Source organism: Variovorax sp. ISS6 (genome assembly GCF_056523145.1).
This window is the reverse complement of the sequence record NZ_JAWRZC010000001.1, coordinates 5,798,928-5,811,626: the sequence shown is the minus strand read 5'-3', so window position 1 is coordinate 5,811,626 and position 12,699 is coordinate 5,798,928. Positions and strand designations below refer to the sequence as shown.

Sequence of the window (12,699 nt, the reverse complement as noted above, 5' to 3'; positions counted from 1 at the left end):
GCGGCCCGGGATTGGGCGCCGGGTCCGAGCCCGAGGTGGGGCCAGCGCCTACAGTGTCGGGAGAAGGACCCATGCCTACAATTTCCTGATCATGGTTGACCACCCCATTATTTACCGGCCGCTTTCATCCTACGGAGCACGCGTGACGAACACCACCGACGACAGCCAGCAGAATTTCGCCCTCGGACTGCTCGCGATCCTGCTGGTGCTGATCGTCGGTGGCGTGATCGGCTTCGCGGCGTGGCACAAGACGCCCGCCCGGGCGTCCGCGACTGCGCAGACCGCCATCACGGTGCCGGCCGCGGCGCCAGCCACCCAGACCACGGTGGCCGAGGTCACCGAGACGGTCACCGTCACGATCCCCGACGGCGCCAGCATCCGCGTCGCCAACGGCGTGGTGAACTTCTACTTCGCCACCGGCAGCGCCGACCTCGCGCCCGGTGCCGCGGAAGCGCTGGCCGCGGTCATCAAGGGCGTGGAGGCCGGCCGCAAGGCGGTGGTCTCGGGCTTCCACGACACCACCGGCGATGCAGCGGTCAACGAACAGCTCGCGAAGAAGCGTGCCGAGACGGTGCGCGACGTGCTCGTCGGCCTCGGCGTGCCGGCCGACAGGATCGACCTGCTGCGCCCGCCCGTCACGGCCGGCAGCGGCAACGACGCGCAGGCGCGCCGGGTCGAGGTCAAGCTGCTCGACTGAGGCCGGGCAGGCCGCCGCGGCGCGCGGAATGCGCCGCCACGCGGGCTCGCGCGAGCCCGCGTCCGGGTGTTTTGCAAGCATCCGTATCCGGGCGTGGATTCGTATTGGCACGGTGCCCGATTTCCATCGAGGCCTGGCGTCGTCCTTGCTACGATGAACCCATCTCGAGGTCGCCCACGCGACAGTGGCGACCCCATCGGCAGAGCCACCGACAACATCCCCATGAGCAGCACACACCCCACCGTCCTCGACGTCACCGATCGCATCCGCGATCGCAGCAAGGCGCAGCGCGGCGCCTACCTCGCGCGCCTCGCCGAACTGCGCCAGCGCGACCGCGGCTCCGACCGCATGGGCTGCGCCAACGTGGCGCATGCCGTGGCCGGCATCCCGGCCAACGACAAGTTCCGCGTGGTCGCCGAGCGCGCGCCCAACATCGGCATCGTCACCGCCTACAACGACATGCTCTCGGCCCATGCGCCGTACCAGGGCTATCCCGACATCATCAAGCACGAGGCGCGCCGCCTCGGCGCCACCGCGCAGGTGGCCGGCGGCGTGCCCGCCATGTGCGACGGCGTGACGCAGGGCACGCCCGGCATGGAGCTGAGCCTGTTCAGCCGCGACCTGATCGCGATGAGCACCGCGGTCGCGCTCACGCACGACATGTTCGATGCCGCGCTGATGCTCGGCGTGTGCGACAAGATCGTGCCGGGCCTGCTGATCGGCGCGCTGCACTTCGGCCACCTGCCCACCGTGTTCGTGCCCGCGGGGCCGATGCCCTCGGGCCTGTCGAACAACGCGAAGTCGAAGGTGCGCGAGCAGGCCGCGCAGGGGCTCGTGGGCCGCCAGGGCCTGCTCGAGGCCGAGATGGCCGCCTATCACACGCTCGGCACCTGCACTTTCTACGGCACCGCCAACAGCAACCAGATGCTGCTCGAGGCCATGGGCCTGCACGTGCCCGGCACGGCCTTCGTGCAGCCCGGCGACGCGATGCGCGAGACGCTCACGCGCGAGGCGGTGCGCACGGTGCTGGGCAAGGCCGGCGAAGCCGCCTTCCAGTGCCCGCCGATCGGCGAGATGGTCGACGAGCGCTGCATCGTCAATGCCATGGCCGCGCTGCTCGCGACCGGCGGCTCCACCAACCACCTGATCCACTGGGTGGCCGTGGCGCGCGCCGCGGGCATCGTGATCGACTGGGACGATTTCTCGAAGCTGTCGGACGTGGTGCCGCTGCTCACGCGCGTGTACCCCAACGGTAGCGCCGACGTGAACGAGTTCCAGGCCTCGGGCGGTCCCGGCTTCGTGATCGGCGAGCTGGTCGAGGCCGGCCTGATGCATGCCGACGTGCTGACGGTGCGCTCGGGCGGCATCCGCGAATTCGCCGGCGTGCCGTCGCTCGATGGCGAGGCCGATGCCAGGCGCCTGCGCTGGACGCCGGCCGCCGCGCTGCAGAACGATGCCGTCACGCGGCCCGCCGCCGCGCCCTTCAGCGCCACCGGCGGCCTGAAGCTGCTGAGCGGCAACCTGGGCCGCAGCGTCATCAAGGTCTCGTCGGTGCCCGACGACCGCCATGTGGTCGAGGCGCCCGCGCGGGTCTTCGATTCGCAGGCCGCGCTGCAGAAGGCCTTCACGGCCGGCGAGCTCGAGCGCGACGTGGTCTGCGTGGTGCGCTGGCAGGGCCCGCAGGCCAACGGCATGCCCGAGCTGCACAAGCTCACGCCGCCGCTGTCGGTGCTGCAGGGCAAGGGATTCCGCGTGGCGCTGGTCACCGACGGCCGCATGAGCGGCGCCTCGGGCAAGATACCGGCCGCCATCCACGTGTCGCCCGAGGCGGCCGCGGGCGGGCCGCTGGCCAAGGTGCGCGACGGCGACGTCATACGCCTGGACGCGGTCACGGGTACGCTCGAGGTCCTGCTGCCCGCCGACGAGTGGGCCGAGCGCGAGGCCGCCACGCTGTCGGAGGCCCAGCGCTTCGCCGACGGCCATGGCCTGGGGCGCGAACTGTTCGCCGGCATGCGGCGCAATGCATTGACTGCTGAAGAAGGAGCCTGCTCATGGCTGTAAACGACAAGAACGCACTGACTGCCCTCGACGTGATGCGCGACGCGCCGGTGATCCCGGTGATCGTGCTCAACGACGTGAAGCACGCCGTGCCGCTCGCGCGCGCGCTGGTCGCCGGCGGCATCCGCATGCTCGAGGTGACGCTGCGCACGCCGCAGGCGCTCGAGTGCATCGAGATCATCGCCAGGGAAGTGCCCGAGGCCGTCGCCGGCGCGGGCACCATCCGCAGCGCGGCCGATGCCCAGGCCTCGGCGCTGGCCGGCGCCAAGTTCGGCGTGAGCCCGGGCTACACGCGCGCGGTCGGCAAGGCCTGCCACGACCTCGGCCTGCCGCTGTTGCCCGGCGTGGCCACCGGCAGCGAGATCATGTCGGCGCAGGAGGACGGCTACACCCAGCTCAAATTCTTCCCCGCGCTGCAGGCCGGCGGCCTGCCGATGCTCAAGGCCTGGCAGGGCCCGTTCGGCGACGTCGTCTTCTGCCCCACGGGCGGCATCCATGCGGGCAACGCGGCCGAGTTCCTCGCGCTGTCGAACGTCGCCTGCGTGGGCGGCTCGTGGATCGTGCCGACCGACGCCATCCGCGACGGCGACTGGGCGCGCATCGAACAGCTCGCGCGCGCCGCGAGCCAGCTTTCGCGCTGAGGCCGCCATGGGCAACGCGGATTTCGACGCCAGCGACCTCAAGGTCGTGGCCTTCGACGTCTTCGGCACCGTGGTCGACTGGCACAGCGGCATCGCCGCCGAGGCCGAGCAGGCCCTGCCGGGTGTCGACGGCGCGACCTTCGCGCTGGCCTGGCGCGCCGGTTACCAGCCCGCGATGAAGCAGGTGATGGAACGCATCGCCGCGGGCGAGGGCGGCTTCACCCTGCTCGACGAGCTGCACCTGAGCATGCTCGAGCAGGTGCTGCGCGACTTCGGCCTCAGCGACCGCCTCGATGCCGCCGCGCGGCGCGAGCTCAGCCGCGCCTGGCACCGGCTGCCGGCCTGGCCCGATGCGGTGGAAGGGCTCACACGCCTGAAGCGCAAGTTCACCATCTGCTCGCTGTCGAACGGCAACATCGGCCTCTTGACCGAGATGGCCAAGCGCGCGGGCCTGCCCTGGGACTGCATCCTGTCGGCCGAGGTCTTCAAGGCCTACAAGCCCGACCCGCGCACCTATCTCGGCGTGGCCGGCGTGTTCGACGCCACGCCGGGCCAGGTGATGCTGGCGGCCGCGCATCATGACGACCTCGCGGCCGCGCGCGCCTGCGGCCTCAAGACCGGCTACATCGAGCGGCCCTTCGAGTTCGGCCGCGCGCAGCCCAAGGACGTGACGCCGGTGGCTGGCAACAACCTGCATGCGCGCGACATCCTGCAGCTGGCCGAATTGCTCGGCTGCTGAGGCCGCGCCGGTTCAGCCCGCGATCAGCTTCTCGACCGTGCGCAGGTTGCGCGTGGTGGTGCTCGACTTGTAGCGCGTCTTCGCGAGCAGCTTCGCCACCGGCGTGTCGGTGCTCTCGCCGCGCGGCAGCTCCCAATAGAGCACGCCGTCGCCGCGCTGCAGCCGGTCGGTGTGCGTCTCGAGTTCCTCGGCCTTGGCCATCACCTCGTCGAGCATCGCGGGATCGGAGCCGAACACGATGTACGGATGGCGTTCCTCGTCGACGCGCTCGAAGGGATAGCCCGCGGCCATGCGCGCCACCGTGGCCTGCGCGAGCAGCACGATCCAGGCCTCGTAGCCGAAGCGCTCGCGCAGCGCCTGCTCGATGCGCTGGCGCAGCGCGGCGATGTCGGTCTCGCCGGTGTCGAACAGCACGTTGCCGCTCGCGAGCACGGTGTGCACCGCGCCGAAGCCGAGCTCGACGAACAGCGCTTGCAGCTCGGCGCTGCGGATCGTGATGCCGTTGACGTTGACGCCGCGCAGCAGCGCGACGTGGCGCACGGCCTTGTTGCCGGCCTTGGCACCGGCCTTTTTCGCGGCCGGCTTCTTCTTCGCGGCGCCCGTGACCATCGCCGATCAGCGCAATCCGCCGCCGGCCGCCTGCTCGGCGCGCTGGATCAATTCGATCTTGTAGCCGTCGGGATCGGTCACGAACGCGATCACCGTGGTGCCGCCCTTCACGGGGCCGGCCTCGCGCGTGACGTTGCCGCCCGCGGCCTTGATCTTCTCGCAGGCCGCGTAGGCATCGGGCACGCCGAGCGCGATGTGGCCGTAGGCGGTGCCGAGCTCGTAGCTCTCGGTGCCCCAGTTGTAGGTGAGCTCGATCTCGGCCTGGCCGGGGTTGCCCTCGTCGTAGCCGACGAAGGCCAGGCTGTACTTGTACTCGGGGTTCTCCGAGGTGCGCAGCAGGTTCATGCCCAGCACCTTCGTGTAGAAGTCGATCGAGCGCTGCAGGTTGCCGACGCGCAGCATGGTGTGGAGGAGTCTCATCGCGTGGAGTCCATGGGTGTTGTCGTGGGGAGCCCGCTATTGTCGGTCTCCCGGCGCCCCGATCAAGCCGCTCGGACTTCCTCGGCGCGCGCGAGCAGCAGCGATTCGTGCTTGCGCAGGAAGTCCATCAGGTGCTCGGGGTACTCGGGCACCACCGCCGCGCGCACGCTGGGCCGCGCGGCCAGCGCCCGGCGCCAGGCATCGACGCGCGGCAGGGCATCGAAGAGCTTCGAATCGACGAGGCGGTCGAACACCTCGAAGTAGCGGAACACCGGCGCGAACACCGCGTCGACCAGGCTGAAGCGCTCGCCCGCGAAGAAGGGGCCGGCGCCGAGCGCCGCCTCGACGCGCGCGAACTTGTAGCCCAGGGCCTGGCGCTTCTGCGCGAACACCTCGGCGTCCTTCGTGGTCTCGTAGCCCCAGAGGTCGGCCAGGATCGCCGAGCCGAACTCCATCCAGGCGCGGTGCTCGGCGCGCGCGAGCGGATCCTCGGGATGCAGCCGTGCGCCGGGCTGGGTCTCCTCGAGGTATTCGCAGATCACGTTGCTCTCGAACAGCACGGTCTCGCCGCCGTCGGGCCGTTGCACGCGCAGCAGCGGCACCTTGCCCAGCGGCGAGATCGCGAGGAACCAGTCGGGCTTGGCCGAGAGGTCGATCACGACGCGCTCGAAGGCGACGCCCTTTTCGTGCAGCGCGATCGCGGCGCGTTGCACGTAGGGGCACAGCAGGTGGCTGACGAGGGTGAGGGGCTGGGACATGGGCGCTCCGGATGAATCGGTGGGGCCGGATTCTTCCGGGGGCGAACAACCTTTTCCCGAAAAGCCCATTCGGCAAAAGCGCGTCTTGTGCTAAGCCTCAGCGGGCCGAGGTCTCGATCCAGCGCGTGATGCGGCCGCCATGCATCACGCCGATGCGGTCGGCCATGGCCTGTGCCTCGGCCTCGTTGTGGGTCACGAGGATCGCGGTCTGGCCGGCCTGGCGCAGGATCGCGCGCACCTCCACCGTGAGCCGTTCGCGCGTGGCGCCGTCGAGGTTGGAGAAGGGCTCGTCGAGCAGCAGCAGCGCCGGCGCGGGCGCCAGCGCGCGGGCCAGCGCGATGCGCTGCTGCTGGCCGCCCGAGAGCTCGTGCGGATAGCGCTCGCCGGCCTCGGCCAGCCCGACCAGCGCCAGCATCTCGGCCACGCGCGACCGCTGTTGCGCGCGCGGCAGCCGGCGCAGCCCGAAGGCAATGTTGCGCGCCGCGTCGAGGTGCGGGAACAGCGCGTACTCCTGGAACATCATGCCCACGCGCCGCGCCTCGGGCGGCAGGTGCTGCCGCGTCGAGGACAGCGTGCGCTCGCCGAGCCGGATCTCGCCCGCGCGCAGCGGCTCGAAGCCCGCGATGGCGCGCAGCACCGTGGTCTTGCCGCAGCCCGAGGGCCCGAACAGGCAGGCGATCTCGCCGGCCGCGAGCGCGAGCGAGAAACCGTCGACCACGACGTGCGGGCCGCGCGGCGTGTCGTAGGCGAGGCGGAGGGCGTCGATGTGCAGGTTGGCGCTCATGGCGTGGCGGAGGATACGGGCAGGGGATCGGCCGCGTGCGCGGCCGCGAGCTGGCTGCGCGCCAGCAGCATCACGGGCAGCAGGCCGGCCGCCACGATCAGCAGCGCCGCGATCGCGCCTTCCTCGTAGGTGCCGCGCGCGGCCTCGGCATAGAGCCAGGTCGCGAGGGTGTCGAAGTTGGCGGGCCGCAGCAGCAGGGTGGCGGGCAGTTCCTTCATCGCGTCGACGAAGACCAGCAACGCGCCGGCGGCGATCGAGGGCTGCAGCAGCGGCAGGTGCACGCGCCGCAGCGCGCCGAGGGCGGTCTCGCCGAGCAGGCGCGCGGCCTGCTCGATGGCCGGCGGAATGCGCGCCAGGCCGGCCTCGATGCTGCCGACCGGCATCGCGAGGAAGCGGATGGTGCAGGCCACCACCAGCACCACGCCCGCGCCCATCAGCGGCAGGCCCTGCCAGCCGAACGCGGTGGCGAGCGCGGCATCGAAGGCCAGCGCCGGCGTGAGCAGGCCGATGGCCAGCACGGTGCCCGGCACCGCATAGCCCAGCGTGGCCACGCGCGCGGGCCAGCGGCCGCGCCGCGCGCCGCCGCCCTGGCCGCCCGGGTTGCGCGCGGCCCAGGCCACCAGCAGCCCGGCCGCCACCGCGGCCGCCGTGACGCCGGCCGCCAGCGCGATGGTGTTGGCCAGGCTGGCGAGCAGCCCGTGCGAGATGCCGCCACCCTGGCGCAGCCGCTTGGCGCTTTCCCAGACCAGGTAGAGCGCCGGCGCGACGAAGCCGATCAGCACCGGCAGCGAGGCCGCCGCCGTGGCGGCCCAGGCCATGGCGCCGCGCAGCGGCCGCGGCTGCAGCGCGCGCATGCGCTGCGCCGAGCCGTAGCGCTGGTGGCGTCGGCCGTTGCGTTCGAGCCAGACCAGCGCGATCACCATGGCGAGCATGGCGCAGGCGATCTGCGCCGCGCCCGCGAGGTCGGAGCGCGTGATCCAGGTCGTGTAGACGGCCACGGTGAGCGTCTGCACGCCGAGGAATTCGGAAGCGCCGATGTCGTTGAGCGTCTCGAGCAGCGCCAGGCTCAGGCCCACGGCCAGCGCCGGGCGCGCCAGCGGCAGCGCGACGCGGAAGAAGGCGCCGCGCCGGTTCTCGCCGAGCATGCGCGCGGCCTCCATCAGGTGCGCGGGCTGGCTCATGAACATCGCGCGCGCCGTCATGTAGACGTAGGGATAGAGCACGAAGCCCAGCACGAAGACCGCGCCGCCCATCGAGCGCAGGTCGGGCAGGCGGAACTGGCGCGGGCTGTCGTAGCCCAGCAGCCAGCGGATCGCGCCCTGCACCGGGCCGATGGGATGCAGCAGGTCGAGGTAGGCGAAGGCGACGATGTAGGTCGGCATCGCCAGCGGCAGCAGCAGCGCCCAGTGCAGCACGCGCCGGCCCGGGAAGTCGCAGGCCGTGACCAGCCAGGCGCAGCCGGTGCCCACGGTCAGCACCAGCAGGCCGACGCCCGCCAGCAGCATGGCCGTGTTGAGCGTGGCCTGCGGCAGCACGTGCGCGAACAGCGATTGCCAGTGCGCGAAGCCCTGGGCGCCGGGCCCGAGCGCGAGCCACAGCAGGGCGAGCACCGGCGCGAGCACGCCGGCCGCCACGAGGAACGCGGCCCCGCGCCACAGCGGGCCCACCGCCTGCAGCGTCCGGGGGCCGCGCGAGGCCCTCAGCATGATCTGCGATCGGAAAGATCCGTTCGGGCTGAGCCTGTCGAAGCCTTGCGCGGCGCTTCGACAAGCTCAGCGTGAACGGTTTCTTCTTGCCGAGCGCTTCCCGATATCACTGGTCGAAGCCGACCTTGTCGACCAGCGCGCTGGCCTGCTTGCGGTACTTCGCGATCTCGGTCAGCGGCAGCGGATCGACCTTCAGCTCGCCGATGGTCTGGCCGATGATCGGGTCGAGCGCGACGCCCTTGCGCACCGGGTATTCATAGTTGGCGTCGGCATAGAGGGCCTGCGCCGGCTCGGACACCAGGAACTCGAGCAGCTTGACCGCGTTGGCGCGCTGCGGCGCGTTCTTCGCCACCGCCGCGCCGCTGATGTTGACGTGCGTGCCGCCGCTCTTGGCGAAGGTGGGGCGCACCACCTTGATGGCATCGCCCCACTTGCGCGCGTCGGTGCCTTCCTTGGCGCTCTTCATCTGGCCCACGTAGTAGGAGTTGGCCAGGCCCACGTCGCAGATGCCGCCGAGGATGTCGCGCGCCACGTCGCGGTCGCCGCCGGTGGCCTTGCGCGCCAGGTTGGCCTTCACGCCGCGCAGCCACTGCTCGGCCTTGGCTTCGCCGTCGTGCGCGATCAGCGAGGCCACCAGCGCGGTGTTGTAGGGATGCTGGCCGGCGCGGATGCAGACCTTGCCCTTCCACTTGGGATTGGCGAGGTCCTCGTAGCGGAAATTGGTGAGCGGCTGCGCCTTGTCGGCGTAGAGCACGCGCGCGCGCATCGAGAGCGCGAACCACTGGCCATCGGCGCCGCGCAGGTTGGCGGGAATCGCCGACTCGAGCGCGGCCGACTTCACGGGCTGCGTGACGCCGCCGTCGACCAGGTCGACCAGGTTGCCGATGTCCACCGTCATCAGCACGTCGGCCGGCGAGCGCGCGCCCTCGGCCTTCACGCGCTCGAGCAGGCCGTCCTTCACGAACACCGTGTTGACCTTGATATTGCTCTGCGCGCTGAAGGCCGCGATCAGCGGCTGGATCAGCGCCGGCTCGCGCGTGGTGTAGAGCGTGAGCTCTTCCGCCGCATGCGCGGGCAAGGCGGCGAGGGCGAGCCAGGCGCCGGTGGCGCCGATCAGGGCGTGTGCTGCGCGCGCGCCGATGCGTTGGGTCATGAGGGGATCCTCCAGGTCGGTGATGTGTTCTCGGGGCGATGCGGCGGCCGGCCCGCGGCGCCGATGCGAACGATTATCAACAGAGAGGGTGGACGCGCGTCGTTTGGACTTACAAGCCGCAGGCCTACTCGCCCGGGCCGCCGCGACCCTTCGACGCCTGCAGGGCCTCCAGCACGAAGCGCGTCGGGCCGCCGACGTCGCGGTCGCCGACCGCGAGGCCCAACTGCCGCCACAGCGCCGGGCTCAGCGGCCGGACCGCGACGCGCGGATCGGGCGCGCGCCCGTCCGCTTCCTCCGGCAGCAGGGCCGCGCCATAGCCCGCGGCCACCAGCGTGCGGATCGCATCGTTGTAGTTGAGCTCGATGCGCGGCCGGCAATGCACGCCGGCCGCCGAGAACCATTCGGCCGTCTGCCGGTAGAGCCGCGTGGAGGCGTCGTTCATGATCAGCGGCCGCTCGGCCAGCCACTGCGGCGTGAGGCGCTTCGGCGCCTTCCAGGCCGCCGGCAGGAAAGCGAGCACGGCCTCGCGCCGCAGCGGCGTGACATGCACGCCGCGCACCGGCGGCTGCGGCAGTGCCACCACCGCGAGGTCGAGGCTGCCCGCGGCGAGCCGCGCCATGCTGTCGTTGGAGGTCAGCACCTGCACGTTGACCTCGATGCCCGGATGGTCGCGCGCCAGCCGTTCGAGCGCGGGCGGCAGCAGGTGCGCGATCGCGCCCGTCGAGGCGCCCACGCGCACGCGGCCGGTCTGCCCGGCAAGCTGGCGCCGCACGTCCTCCACGGCATCGTCGGCATCGGCCAGCAGCCGGCGGGCGCGCGCGATGAAGCGCTCGCCCAGGGCCGTCGGCTGCGCGGGCCCGCGCCCGCGAACCAGCAGCTGGCCGCCGAGGCGCGATTCGAGTTCCGCGATCTGCACCGTGACGGTGGGGGCCGCCAGGTGCAGCGCGCGCGCCGCATTGGCCAGCGACCCGAGGTCGGCGATGGCGACCAGGGTGCGCAGATGGTCGAGGCTCAGTTCCCGCATCGCGCCAATTTATCTTTTTTGAATCTGGAGTTCCATATATTTAGCTGGAGCCATCGCGGCTCCCTCCCTACGATCGTGCTCCATGGACCTCCACCTCTTCATCGACGGCGATCAGGGCACCACCGGCCTCGATCTGCAGAACCGGCTGCGCGGCGGGGAATTCCGCATCCGCACCCTGCCCACCCACCTTCGCAAGGACCCGGCCGCGCGCCGCGCCGCGCTCAACGAGGCCGACATCGCGATCCTGTGCCTGCCCGATGCCGCGGCGCGCGACGCGGTGGCGATGATCGAGAACCCGTCGGTGCGCGTCATCGATGCGAGCTCGGCGCATCGCACCAGCCCCGGCTGGGTCTACGGCTTGCCGGAGCTGGCCGCGGAGCAGGCCGAACGCATCGCCTCGGCATCGCGGGTCACGAATCCCGGCTGCTATCCCACGGCCGCGATCGCGCTGCTGCGGCCGCTGACGGACGCGGGTCTGCTGCCCGCCGACTATCCGCTGGTCATCCATGCCGTCTCGGGCTATTCGGGCCAGGGCAGGGCGGGCGCCGAAGCGCACGAGGCCGGCGCGGGCGCGCATTCATTGACGGTCTATGGGCTGGGGCTCGAACACAAGCACGTGCCGGAGATCGAGGCCTACGCCGGCCTGTCGCAGCGGCCCCTCTTCGTGCCGGCCTATGGCAGCTATCGGCAGGGGATCGTGCTGACGATCGGGCTGCATGCGCGGCTGCTTCCCGCCGGCGTGTCGGGTGCGCGCATCCATGAGTGCCTGGCCGAGCGCTATCGCGATGCGGCGCATGTGCGGGTGCTGCCGATGCCTGCCGATGCACCCTTGACCGAGCTGGATCCGCGGATCCACAACGGCACGAACGACATGAGCCTGGCGGTGGCTTTCAACGAACGCACGGGCCAGGTCGTGTTGAGCGCGGTGCTCGACAACCTGGGCAAGGGGGCCGCGGGGGCGGCGGTGCAGAACCTGCGGCTGATGGCGGGGGCGCTGGCGCCCGCGCTGTAGGGCTGGCGACCGCCCGGGCCCCGAAGCTCAGCGTCCCGCGGGAATTTCGAACACGAAGCAGGTCGTCGTGGCATGCGCGTACAGCGTGCCATCGGCGCCCACCAGCCGCGCTTCCGCCGTCGCGAGCTGCCGCCCGCAGTGGATCACCTTGCCTTCGGCGCGCACGCGCTGCACCTTGGGCGTGAGGCCCTTCACGTAGTTCACGCCGAGCTCGGCCGTGGTGTAGCTGCGCCCGGGCGGCATCATCGTGTGGACCGAGCAGCCCAGCGCGGAGTCGAGCAGGGTGGCGACCCAGCCGCCGTGGATGGTGCCCAGCGGATTCAGGTGCTGCGGCAGCGGGGTGCCCTGGAAGATCGCGACGCCGGGACTGACCGAGATGACGGTGAAGTCCAGCGTCTTGGCGATGGCGGCATAGGGGATGTCGCCGCGCAGCATGGCCTGCATGATTTCCAGGCCGGTCTTGCCGCTCACCTGCTCGGGGCGGGCCACGCCGGGGCCCGGGCCGGCTTCGAGCCTCGCGATGATGTCCCGCTCCTCGGCAAGCCAGGTCTCGAGCAGGTTCTGGGATTCGGTCATGCGGTCATTCCTCCAATTGGTTGCATATGCAATAGTTGCAGCTACAATAATATCCCATGGACGCCCCTACCAAGCCCCGCGGCTGCACCAGTTTCAAGGTGCGCCAGCTCTCGCGCCGCCTCTCGCAGCACTACGACGCGGAGGTGTCGCGCAGCGGACTCAAGACCACGCAGTACTCGCTGCTGTCGCATCTGGCGCGGCTCGGTCCCTCGCGCCCGGTCGACCTGGCGGGCGAACTCAAGATGACGCCCTCGACCCTGAGCCGCAACCTGCAGCCGCTGATCGCCGCGGGCTGGATCGCGCAGGGCGCCGGCGCCGATGCGCGCAGCCGCCTGGTGCAGCTCACCGACAGCGGCGAGGCCAAGCGCCGCGAGGCGCAGGCCCACTGGAAGACGGCGCAGCAGAAGCTCAATGCGCTGCTGGGCGTGGAGCGCGTGCTCGCGCTGCATGTGCTGATCGACGAATCGCTCGAGCTGCTCGGCGCGGACGACCAGGCCTGCGATCTGGACTGACGTCCATCCG

The 12,699-nt window shown here is 71.3% G+C and carries 14 protein-coding genes; 6 read left to right on the top strand and 8 right to left on the bottom strand.

From position 1 onward, the window contains the following. Positions 1-142: 142 nt before the first annotated feature. The 4 genes from AC1HIL_RS26895 (at position 143) to AC1HIL_RS26880 (ending at position 4,135) form a co-directional block, all read left to right on the top strand. Positions 143-697 carry an OmpA family protein gene (locus tag AC1HIL_RS26895; RefSeq protein ID WP_261214419.1) on the top strand — a complete coding sequence of 185 codons (555 nt, stop codon included), beginning with the start codon at positions 143-145 and terminating at the stop codon, positions 695-697. 222 nt (positions 698-919) lie between these two features. Then, a complete protein-coding gene (edd, locus tag AC1HIL_RS26890; RefSeq protein ID WP_479670448.1) occupies positions 920-2,758 on the top strand; it encodes a phosphogluconate dehydratase in 1,839 nt (612 codons plus the stop codon). Continuing rightward, positions 2,749-3,396 carry a bifunctional 4-hydroxy-2-oxoglutarate aldolase/2-dehydro-3-deoxy-phosphogluconate aldolase gene (eda, locus tag AC1HIL_RS26885; protein WP_057597173.1) on the top strand — a complete coding sequence of 216 codons (648 nt, stop codon included), beginning with the start codon at positions 2,749-2,751 and terminating at the stop codon, positions 3,394-3,396. The genes edd and eda overlap by 10 nt, the downstream gene beginning before the upstream one ends. Positions 3,397-3,403: 7 nt before the next feature. Continuing rightward, positions 3,404-4,135, top strand: coding sequence for a haloacid dehalogenase type II (locus AC1HIL_RS26880; protein ID WP_057597172.1), 732 nt, complete (start codon positions 3,404-3,406; stop codon positions 4,133-4,135). A 12-nt stretch (positions 4,136-4,147) separates the two neighbouring features. Here AC1HIL_RS26880 and AC1HIL_RS26875 read toward each other — a convergent pair whose 3' ends face one another. The 7 genes from AC1HIL_RS26875 to AC1HIL_RS26845 all read right to left on the bottom strand — a co-directional run bounded on the left by AC1HIL_RS26875 (position 4,148) and on the right by AC1HIL_RS26845 (position 10,589). Beyond that, on the bottom strand, positions 4,148-4,744 hold the full coding sequence (locus tag AC1HIL_RS26875) for a DUF1697 domain-containing protein (protein ID WP_479670447.1): 597 nt from the start codon (positions 4,742-4,744) through the stop codon (positions 4,148-4,150). A 6-nt stretch (positions 4,745-4,750) separates the two neighbouring features. After that, the gene (gloA, locus tag AC1HIL_RS26870) at positions 4,751-5,164 is read right to left on the bottom strand and encodes a lactoylglutathione lyase (protein WP_093340085.1); all 414 of its coding nucleotides are present in this window, start codon (positions 5,162-5,164) and stop codon (positions 4,751-4,753) included. 62 nt (positions 5,165-5,226) lie between these two features. Next, a complete protein-coding gene (locus tag AC1HIL_RS26865; RefSeq protein WP_479670446.1) occupies positions 5,227-5,922 on the bottom strand; it encodes a glutathione S-transferase family protein in 696 nt (231 codons plus the stop codon). A 97-nt stretch (positions 5,923-6,019) separates the two neighbouring features. Continuing rightward, positions 6,020-6,706 carry an ABC transporter ATP-binding protein gene (locus AC1HIL_RS26860; protein ID WP_479670445.1) on the bottom strand — a complete coding sequence of 229 codons (687 nt, stop codon included), beginning with the start codon at positions 6,704-6,706 and terminating at the stop codon, positions 6,020-6,022. Beyond that, entirely contained in the window at positions 6,703-8,412 is a 1,710-nt protein-coding gene (locus AC1HIL_RS26855; RefSeq protein ID WP_479670444.1) for an ABC transporter permease, read from the bottom strand. The genes AC1HIL_RS26860 and AC1HIL_RS26855 overlap by 4 nt, the downstream gene beginning before the upstream one ends. A 106-nt stretch (positions 8,413-8,518) precedes the next feature. After that, positions 8,519-9,565 (bottom strand): Fe(3+) ABC transporter substrate-binding protein, encoded by a 1,047-nt coding sequence (locus AC1HIL_RS26850; RefSeq protein WP_413762801.1) that lies wholly within the window; start codon positions 9,563-9,565, stop codon positions 8,519-8,521. 124 nt (positions 9,566-9,689) lie between these two features. Continuing rightward, on the bottom strand, positions 9,690-10,589 hold the full coding sequence (locus AC1HIL_RS26845; protein ID WP_057595619.1) for a LysR family transcriptional regulator: 900 nt from the start codon (positions 10,587-10,589) through the stop codon (positions 9,690-9,692). 82 nt (positions 10,590-10,671) lie between these two features. On the opposite strand from AC1HIL_RS26845, the gene argC reads away from it, so the two are divergent. Beyond that, positions 10,672-11,601: an N-acetyl-gamma-glutamyl-phosphate reductase gene (gene argC, locus AC1HIL_RS26840; RefSeq protein WP_479670443.1), complete on the top strand. Its 930-nt coding sequence runs from the start codon at positions 10,672-10,674 to the stop codon at positions 11,599-11,601. 27 nt (positions 11,602-11,628) lie between these two features. Here argC and AC1HIL_RS26835 read toward each other — a convergent pair whose 3' ends face one another. Continuing rightward, positions 11,629-12,177: a PaaI family thioesterase gene (locus tag AC1HIL_RS26835; protein ID WP_057595621.1), complete on the bottom strand. Its 549-nt coding sequence runs from the start codon at positions 12,175-12,177 to the stop codon at positions 11,629-11,631. 56 nt (positions 12,178-12,233) lie between these two features. On the opposite strand from AC1HIL_RS26835, the gene AC1HIL_RS26830 reads away from it, so the two are divergent. Then, positions 12,234-12,689 (top strand): MarR family winged helix-turn-helix transcriptional regulator, encoded by a 456-nt coding sequence (locus AC1HIL_RS26830; protein ID WP_057595622.1) that lies wholly within the window; start codon positions 12,234-12,236, stop codon positions 12,687-12,689. Positions 12,690-12,699: the final 10 nt, after the last annotated feature.